General features: G+C 67.7%; 6 protein-coding genes. 2 read left to right on the forward strand and 4 right to left on the reverse strand.

Annotated elements, in window-relative coordinates:
• Positions 1-98: 98 nt before the first annotated feature.
• The 4 genes from ACSMTC_RS36060 to ACSMTC_RS36075 form a co-directional block, all read right to left on the reverse strand.
• Complete coding sequence (locus tag ACSMTC_RS36060) at positions 99-947, reverse strand: IS5 family transposase (RefSeq protein ID WP_436557617.1); 849 nt, start codon at positions 945-947, stop codon at positions 99-101.
• 1,021 nt (positions 948-1,968) lie between these two features.
• A complete protein-coding gene (locus tag ACSMTC_RS36065; RefSeq protein ID WP_436563949.1) occupies positions 1,969-3,300 on the reverse strand; it encodes a PP2C family protein-serine/threonine phosphatase in 1,332 nt (443 codons plus the stop codon).
• On the reverse strand, positions 3,300-3,830 hold the full coding sequence (locus ACSMTC_RS36070) for an ATP-binding protein (RefSeq protein WP_436564906.1): 531 nt from the start codon (positions 3,828-3,830) through the stop codon (positions 3,300-3,302). The genes ACSMTC_RS36065 and ACSMTC_RS36070 overlap by 1 nt, the downstream gene beginning before the upstream one ends.
• A gap of 656 nt (positions 3,831-4,486) precedes the next feature.
• Positions 4,487-5,068: a TetR/AcrR family transcriptional regulator gene (locus ACSMTC_RS36075; protein ID WP_436563950.1), complete on the reverse strand. Its 582-nt coding sequence runs from the start codon at positions 5,066-5,068 to the stop codon at positions 4,487-4,489.
• A 171-nt stretch (positions 5,069-5,239) separates the two neighbouring features.
• Between ACSMTC_RS36075 and ACSMTC_RS36080 the strand changes: the two genes are divergently transcribed.
• A complete protein-coding gene (locus tag ACSMTC_RS36080; RefSeq protein WP_436563951.1) occupies positions 5,240-6,394 on the forward strand; it encodes a serine hydrolase domain-containing protein in 1,155 nt (384 codons plus the stop codon).
• 749 nt (positions 6,395-7,143) lie between these two features.
• Complete coding sequence (locus ACSMTC_RS36085; protein ID WP_436563952.1) at positions 7,144-8,271, forward strand: ComEC/Rec2 family competence protein; 1,128 nt, start codon at positions 7,144-7,146, stop codon at positions 8,269-8,271.
• The last annotated feature ends 11 nt before the right edge of the window (positions 8,272-8,282 follow it).

Consider the following 8,282-nt stretch of genomic DNA (forward strand, 5'->3'; position numbering starts at 1 on the left):
GAGGGCGAACTGGTTGACGATCCAGCGGTGGGCCAGGGAGTCCCAGCGGACTACGGGATCCCCGATGTCGACGTTCTGAGAGGGTGTTCGATACCGATTTAGGCTGCCGCAGGCGGTTTCGGACGGAGGTATTGCCCGGTTCTGTCCGGGCTGGCGGTCAGGCGGTCGGTCATGGAGTTCACCATGGCCCACTGGATCATCGAGCGTGACCGGTCCGGCAGTTCCTCGTAGTCACGGTGGAGCCGCCGGTACCGGGACATGATCCCGAAGGTCTGCTCCACGCGCCAGCGGATCGGCTGGACGACGAAGCCTTTCTGCTCCTTGTCCCGGGCCACGACCTCGACGTCGATGTCGAGTGCGGCGCCGTGCTTGACGACGGCGTTGTTGTAGCCGGCGTCCACCCACGCTTTGGTCACGGTGGGCCACTGGGCGGCGAGGGTGTCCAGGACCTGCTTGCCGCCGGCGGAGTCCTGGACGCCGGCGGCGGTGACGATCAAAACCAGGAGCAGGCCGAGGGTGTCGGTGGCTATGTGGCGCTTGCGGCCCTTGACCCGCTTGCCGCCGTCGTAGCCCTGGCTGTCGGCCGGGGCGTTCGGTGAGGCTTTCACGGACTGGGCGTCGATGATCGCGGCGCTGGGCAGGATGCGGCGGCCCTTCTTCGCCCGGAGCTGGTCACGGAGTGTGTCGTGGATCCGCTCGGTGGTGCCGTCTCGTTCCCATTCCTTGAAGTAGCCGTAGACGGTGGTGTGGGGTGGGAAGTCGTGCGGAAGGTAGCGCCATGCGATGCCGGTCCGCGCGACGTAGAGGATCGCGTTGACCACCTCGCGCAGCCCGGTCGTGGGCTCACGTCCTTCGGCGCGGGTGCGTCGCCACTCCAGCAGCATGGGCTCGATGAGCTCCCACTGATCGTCCTTCAGGTCCGAGGGATACCGGCGTCGTTCCGTCACAGTTGATCAATATCGCGGACACGGACCCGGCCGCCACGAGATCCTGGAACCGAGTCCGCGCCGCAAGAACCAAAGCCGGACAGTTGGGGGGAATCCCCTATCGAACACCCTCTGAGAGGTCTCGCACGGTCCGCCGAACCCGCTGAACAGGGTTTGGGTGGTCAGTGGCCCGAGTACCGTGGCACCGGTCTTGGAGTACACCGCGAGGTCGTAGTTGGTGATCTCCACGATCTGGCTGGAGCCTACCGAGGCGTTGGGGTCGGGCGGGACACCCCCGGCTTCCCGGATGCCATCGAAACTGACGCCCAACCGGATCTGGTCCCTGCTGCCGTCGCGGCCCTGCACCACCTGATCCGGACGGGCGCCCTTGGTGAGGGACGGGTGCGGCACCTCTCCGGGAGGCATGACGCTGGGGGTGGACCGGTGCTCTCCGGATCTCTGCGCCAGTTCACGCAACGGTGGCGAGGTGTCATGGTGCACCGCTGGTCCGGAGTCAGCGGACCGAGTAGCCGTCCCGTGGACGGCCGGCTCGAGTACGGCTCTGGCGGTGGGCGCGGCGGACCACGCCGGGGAGGCCACCAGCGCCGCTCCCATCGAGGTGGCGGCGACGATCGAACGCAAGGCACGGGATACGTGCATCAATCCTCCGAGCGGGTCGGTGAGCCGACCCGATCGGCCGTCTGGTGACGGCATCGTCCGAGGCAACCCCCACCCGCTTGCGGCGGCTGTCGCGACCTCCCAGCGCCCCGGGTACGCCGGGCACGCTTCCAGGCCGCAGTATGAGGGCGGGCGACTCATCTGAGGGTGTGGCGAAATCCAGTTATCCACCTCGTCCGCCCGACGCCGTGGTGATCGGTGCCGTGTCGGGTGCGGCTCAGCCGTATGGCGCTGCCTACATGACGGGCATTCGAGAACTCACATCGATCTCGCGTGGACGCACCCGTTCTGCTGGTGCCGCATCAGGCAACGTTCGCCCTGGTGACGACTTCGCGTAGGCGTTCGTCCGTGGCGTGCTGCCTTGTCAGCCGCGTGGGGTGCGGAGGGCGAGGATGGCCATGTCGTCGTGGCCGTCGCTGGGGTGGTGGTCGGCCAGGGCTCGGACAAGGTCGTGCAGAGGTAGGGCGGCGTGTTCGGCGGCGAGGGCGGCCAGGCGGTCCAGCCCTGTTTCGACCGGGTGTGCGGGGTGTTCGAAGAGCCCGTCGGTGAAGAAGATCACCGTAGAGCCTGCTGGCATGGGGTGGGTGTGGTCCGTCCGCGGCTGGGCGGTGTCGACGCCGAGGGGGAGGTCGGGGTCGGCGTGCAGGTAGCGGGCTTGGTGGTCGGGGGTGATGAGCAGGGGTGGGGGGTGGCCTGCGGTGCTCCAGCGCAGTGTCCAGGTGCCTTGCTGGGCGGGTTCGATGCGGGCGAGGCAGGCGGTGGTGACGGGCTGGTCGGTGATCGCTTCGAGGGCGCGGTCGAGGTGGGTGAGGACGGCGCTTGGTGGGGTGCGCTGGTCGTAGAGCAGGGCGCGCAGCATGTTGCGGATCTGGGACATGGCAGCGGCGGCCTCAAGGTCGTGGCCGACGACATCGCCGATGACGGCTGCGCAGGCGTGGTCGGGGACCAGGAGCGCGTCATACCAGTCTCCTCCGATGTGGCTGGGGGTGCTGGCGGGGCGGTAGGCCGCGGCGGCGTCGAAGGGTCGCAGGTCGGGCAGTTGTGGCAGGAGGAGTCGTTGGAAGTGTTCGGCGTCGAGACGGGTCTGTTCGTAGAGGCGGGCGTCGTCGATGGCCAAGCCGGCGGCGCTGGCGAGTGCGATGATGAGTGCTTCGTCGTGGGCGTCGAAGGGTTGGCCGTCGTGCCGTTCGGCGACGTAGAGGTCTCCGTAGATCTTGCCGCGCGTGCTGATCGCGGCCCCGAGCAGGGTGCGCATGGGAGGGTGACCGGGAGGGAAGCCGGCTGAGTCCGGGTGGGCGGAGATGTCGTCGACGCGCAGCGGTACCGGGTGCGCGATCAAGTATCCCAGCAGGCCGCGACCGCGTGGAAAATCCACCCCGGCCAGGTCGGCCCGCTCCTGCGCTGACAGGCCCACCGGGATGAACCGCTCAAGATATTCGCCGTTCTCGTCGAGCACGCCGAGCGCCCCGAAGCGGGCGCCGACCAGTTCCATCGCGGTGTCGACGATCAGCTGCAGCACCACGGCCAGGTCCACGTCCCGGCCGAGGACCGCCTCGTACAGGTCATGCAACCGGTCCTGCGCCCGGGCCAGTGAGCTGAGCTGCTCGGCGATCTGCTCGAGCTCGACGCCCAGACGCAGACGGCCGGCCCGACCGGACTGATCCGACGGTCCAGACTGGTTCGGTCTCCTTGCCATCACCGGCGCCTGTTCGTCTGCCGTTCGGCCTCGGTGGCCTTGAGCCGGTAAGAATCGGTGCCGGTCTGAATCAGGGTGCCTTTGAAGGTGAGCCGGTCGGCAATCGCCGCGCACAGGCGGGGGTCGGTGAAGGGCTTGTCCCACTCGCTGAACAGGGCGTTCGAGGCCACCGCGGTCGCCTTGCGCTGCTCCCGCTTGGTGGAAATCTGGAACAACAGCTTGGCGCCCTTCTTGTCCAGGTTCAGGTAGCCGAACTCGGGGGTGACGTTGGGGCTCTTGTCGGACTCGAAGTCCTCCAGCCGCTTCGACTGCGGGAACCTCGCGGCCCTCACCAGCCGCTGCTTTCGGCGCACGTCGCGGTCGGCGCACTCGACCTGCAGCAGATCGGCAAGGAACTGCTTGTAAGAGAACCCCTCGCGTCGGGCGGTAGTGGCCAGTTCCACGAGCCGGGCGCGAATGGTCGGCAGTTTCAGCTCCCGGCATGCCTCGTCGATGATCGCGTCTTCCGGTTCGGCTTGCGGCAGCGGCATCCGCCGCGGCGGCACCGGATGCTCCGCGAGCGTCTCATCAACGGTCCTGGCGGAGCTCATGCGCTCGTGCCCTTCGTCGTCGTGGTGCTGACGACCGGCCCCGGCAGCCGGTCGTACTTGGACAGGTCCGGCAGCGGACGCGGATCCGGCGGCAGCCGCCGGCTTGTACTTCTGCGCCAACGCCCGTGCCGACACCGTGGGGTCCAGCCGACGATCCCGGCGGATCTGCTCGTAAAGCCGCTCACGCGATCTGTACACCCACGGACTCCTGACACGACCGTGATCAACAGTCCGCACAGCGTGACCGGCCAAACAGCTCAACACCAGGCATTACCCCGGAAGCGGCATGTCGCACATGATCAGAGCAACAGGCTCGTGATCAACTTGTCGAAGCGTGGCTCCCACTCTCGTTGCCGCAGCGGCTCTCTTTCACCTTGCCGAAAACAGGTCCGGTTGACGCTGGAGACGAGGCCGAAGAACGCCACGCGCTGGTCGACCCGCTCGATGGACGAGCGGGCCGGTCTGTCGCAGTCGACGGTGTTGCGGGTGTGGCAGGCGTTCGGCCTGAAGTACCGGCCGGACGTGCCCGACGGTCTCCTCACCGGAGCCGGACTCCTGCTCGGCCTCTCACCGCCATCGCCTTGCGGTGCCGAGGTCTATCGTCGTTCGGCGCCTGGTTCTTGTGCGGGTAGGCCGCGCAGAAGCGTGTCGAGGAACAGTTCGAAGCGGGGGGTGCTGTCGCCGAGGTCGAGGGGGTGCTCCTGGACGGCGAGCCAGCTGACGACGGACGTGATGAAGATGTACCAGCTCTGTTCGGCCAGGTGGGGCGAGACTCCGGCGTCGGTGAAGGCGGTGATGACGCTGCTGCGGAGTCGTTCGAAGCTCTGGACGGTGTGGCGGTGCGGTCGCGAGATGCGGGTCGCGTAGCCGGGCAGAGCCAGGAAGCGGTCGTGCATGCCCCAGGCGAGGTGCGCGAGCCAGAGCCGCCAGTCATGCTCTCGTGGGCCCTCGGCAGGAAGGACCCGTTCGACCATGACCTCGTTGATGAGGTCGAACAGCTGGTCGCGGTTTTTGACCCAGCGGTAGAGCGCGGCGTGGGTGACCCCGAGGCGGGCGGCGAGTTCCCGCATGGTGAGGGTGTCGAGGTTCCCGGTCGAGATGGCGGTGTCGACGATCAGCTCGCGGCTGATCTGTGCGGGGCGTCCCCGGCGTGATCGGGTTGTCGGGGCATCGGCCATGGCCAGGACTATACGAGACCACTGTCGGCGGGTGCCCGCGACGAGAGTTTCCATCCCGGGCTGGACCAGTGCGGAAGAATAAGTAACCATTGGTAACTAAGCTGGCTGGGCTCGCGGGACGCCCGCGGGAACCCATGTCGTCACGGAGCTGAACGGAGCTGAGAGGAAGTGATGATGGACGAGAACGTGGTGCGGGGCACGGTGGCCGACGGGTTCGAGCCGGTCCGTGAGGAGTTCGCCGCGGTCGCGACCGGGGAGGGCGGCGACTATGCCGCCCAGCTCGTGGCCTACCGGCACGGGGAACCGATCGTGGACCTGTGGACGGGCCCGGAGATCACCGCGGAATCACTGCTCGGCGCGTACTCCGCCTCCAAGGGGGCCGCGCACCTGGTCGTCGCGTCACTCGTGCAGGAAGGCGTGCTGGACCTGGAGCAGAAGGTCAGCCACTACTGGCCGCAGTTCGCGGTGGAGGGCAAGGGGGAGGTGACTCTGGGCGAGCTGCTGGCGCACCGGGCCGGCCTGGTCGGCGCGGACGCAGGGTTCACGATCGAGGAACTCGCCGATGACCGGAGCGTCGCCGAGCGTCTCGGTGCACAGCGCCCGTACTGGCGGCCGGGTACCGCGTTCGGCTACCACGCGCTGGTCATGGGGGCGCTCAGCGGCGAGGTGGTGCGCCGCGCCACGGGGTGCAGGGTTCAGGAGCTGTTCGCCGAGCGCGTGCGCGACGCGTACGGGGTTGATTTCCACCTCGGGCTGCCACCGGAGCAGGAATCCCGGTTCCTCAGTGCCCAGCCGATGGTGGCGACTCCCGAGCGGCTGGCCGCGCTGGCGGAGTCCGCGAGCGGCCCGAACAGCCTGTCCGGCATCGCCTTCAACCGCAATCACCCGCAGAACCCCGGGGTGTGGGAGCTGCCGAACTTCCAGGTGGTCCGCACCCTGGGCACCGCCTCGTTCGGTGGGGTGGCCTCGGCGCGCGGTCTGGCCCGGATGTACGCGGCCGCGATCGGGTCGGTCGACGGCTCGGCTCCACTGCTCAGGCCGGAGACTCTCGCGGCGGTCGGGCAGATCCAGTCCATCGGCCATGACGTGGTCCTCGGCGCGCAGAAGGCGTTCACCATCGGGTTCCACGCCACCTCCGAGTACTACCCGCAGCTCGGTCAGGGCTCTTTCGGCCACAGCGGCGCGGGTGGCCAGCAGGCCTTCGCCGACCCGCGCAACGGCATCGCCTACGGCTACACCCGCCGGCGCACCCCCTTCCCCGCCGCCGCCGGCCCGGAGAACGACCGCCTGATCCGCGCCCTGTACGGAGCCGCCGCCGCACGGTGACGGAGACCGTGGAGCGGGCGCGGATCACCCGGCCCGCTCTCACCGCGGGCATTGGTCCACTTGCAGCCGGGCTCGCCCCGCCGTTGCTGATCCGCGTGGGGTGCACACTGACGCCGACCCCGGCCGGGCGAACCGGCACGCCCCTGACCCGAGCAGGCGGCGGCCGTTCGGCGCGAACACCCGCAACTCGCCACCGGCGGCCGGGTGTTGTTCGCTCTCGGTGGATTCGCGATCACGCGGGCCTGAGGAGGCTTTCCTCCAGGTCCTGGCCGCGTCCTGCTTCTCGACGTGCGCGAGGACCGTCAGCCGAGAAGGCGGGGGAGGAGGTCCGTCGTCAGGTCCGTCGTCCGGGATGAGTGACGGAGCGTCGGATCCGTGACCAGAGCCGCCGGCCCGCGATGTGCGTCAGCCGTACCCTGCCGCCCTGGTCGGCTCGCTTCATTGGTGGTGGCGTGCCCAACGGGTGATCTTCGGCCATGTTTGCCCGACCTGAGAGCCGACCGTCACCTCGGCGCTACTCCGAGTGTTCGTCCCCTGGGGGCCTTGCTGGCACTGGCGTCGGCGGTCGTGCGGTGAGTCGGCCGCCCATGATGCGGTGTGCCGTGCACGTAGCAAGCGTGGCCGGAAAGAGGTGCGGCGGCGACGCGGGCCTCCCGAAAAGATGATTATGCTAACCCGGCCCGGCTCCGGGGGTGTTGTGGGAGAGATCGGGCGTTCCCGTTTTCTTTCCACGTAATGCGGAGAGGTTCATGCCGGTTGAAGCCGTCTTCTTCAATGTGGGTCAGGGCGACTGCACGCTGCTGTGGTTCTACGACTGGCAGAACAATCAGAAGCAGGGCAAACACGCGGTACTGATCGACTGCGGTTCGACGGGGCCGGTGCCGCATCACAACGCCGCGGCCTCGAAGGCGTCGCCCAAGGATCAATTGGTCCAGCGACTTCAGACTGAGATGGGCAAGTATCTCGGCAACCTGCCCAAGCCGGGCGTCCTGGACTGCCTGATCATCACCCATCCCGACGAGGACCACTTCAATCTGCTCCGGGATGTCCTGGAAACCGCGAACGGGTCGAACATCCTCAGGTTCGGCATCGACCGGATTCTGTACGGACTCGATGCCCGGGATTACAAGGACCGCACCAAGTTTCTGGCGAGGCTCATCGACAACTGGCAGAGCTTCAAGGACAGTTCCGGCAGTCAGGCGATAAAGCAGGAGCCTGAGCTCGTCAACATGCCGGCGACACCGGAGAAGCTGCTGCCCGGTACCGGTGCCAATCTGTACATGGTCGGTGCCGCGTACATGGGCGACGAGACGAAGTTCGCGTCCGGTCCCAAGGAGCCCATCGCCAACATGTCCAGCCTGGTGACCGTCCTGGTGGACGACGGTCCGGTGGGCAGCCGGCAGAAGGTGCTGCTGATGGCCGACGCGGTGGTGCTGAACGAGGAATGTCTGGAAGGCGCGGCAGCCGATCTGGTCAAGCGCGAGGGTGAGTTGTGGCTCAAACTCGGCCACCACGGCAGCGAGACCTCCACGAGCAACGGCTGGCTGGACGTCACGAAGCCGAGCGCCCTGTTCCTCAGCACCGGGGTGAAGAAGTTCCGGGGGTCGGCGACCTGCCGGGTCAGGAACATGAACCGTGTGGTGCCGTACTGGAACAACGTGCGGACCAGGAACAACATCAATTATCCGCGAGCCACGGTGCCGGCCTCCTGCGGATACGTCGCACAGGACGATCGAGGCGGTCCCAACGGGCCCTTCGTCCACACCCCCGCGCAAGGGATCTTCAGCTCGATGGCACTGCCCAACCAGAAGGGCGTCGACTGGCACCTGGTGCTGGACGCCAAAGAGCCCAGCGGCTACGCCATCACCTACGCGTAGACAGGAACGGT

Source organism: Kitasatospora sp. HPM-01-4 (genome assembly GCF_051374625.1).
Classification (GTDB): domain Bacteria; phylum Actinomycetota; class Actinomycetes; order Streptomycetales; family Streptomycetaceae; genus Kitasatospora.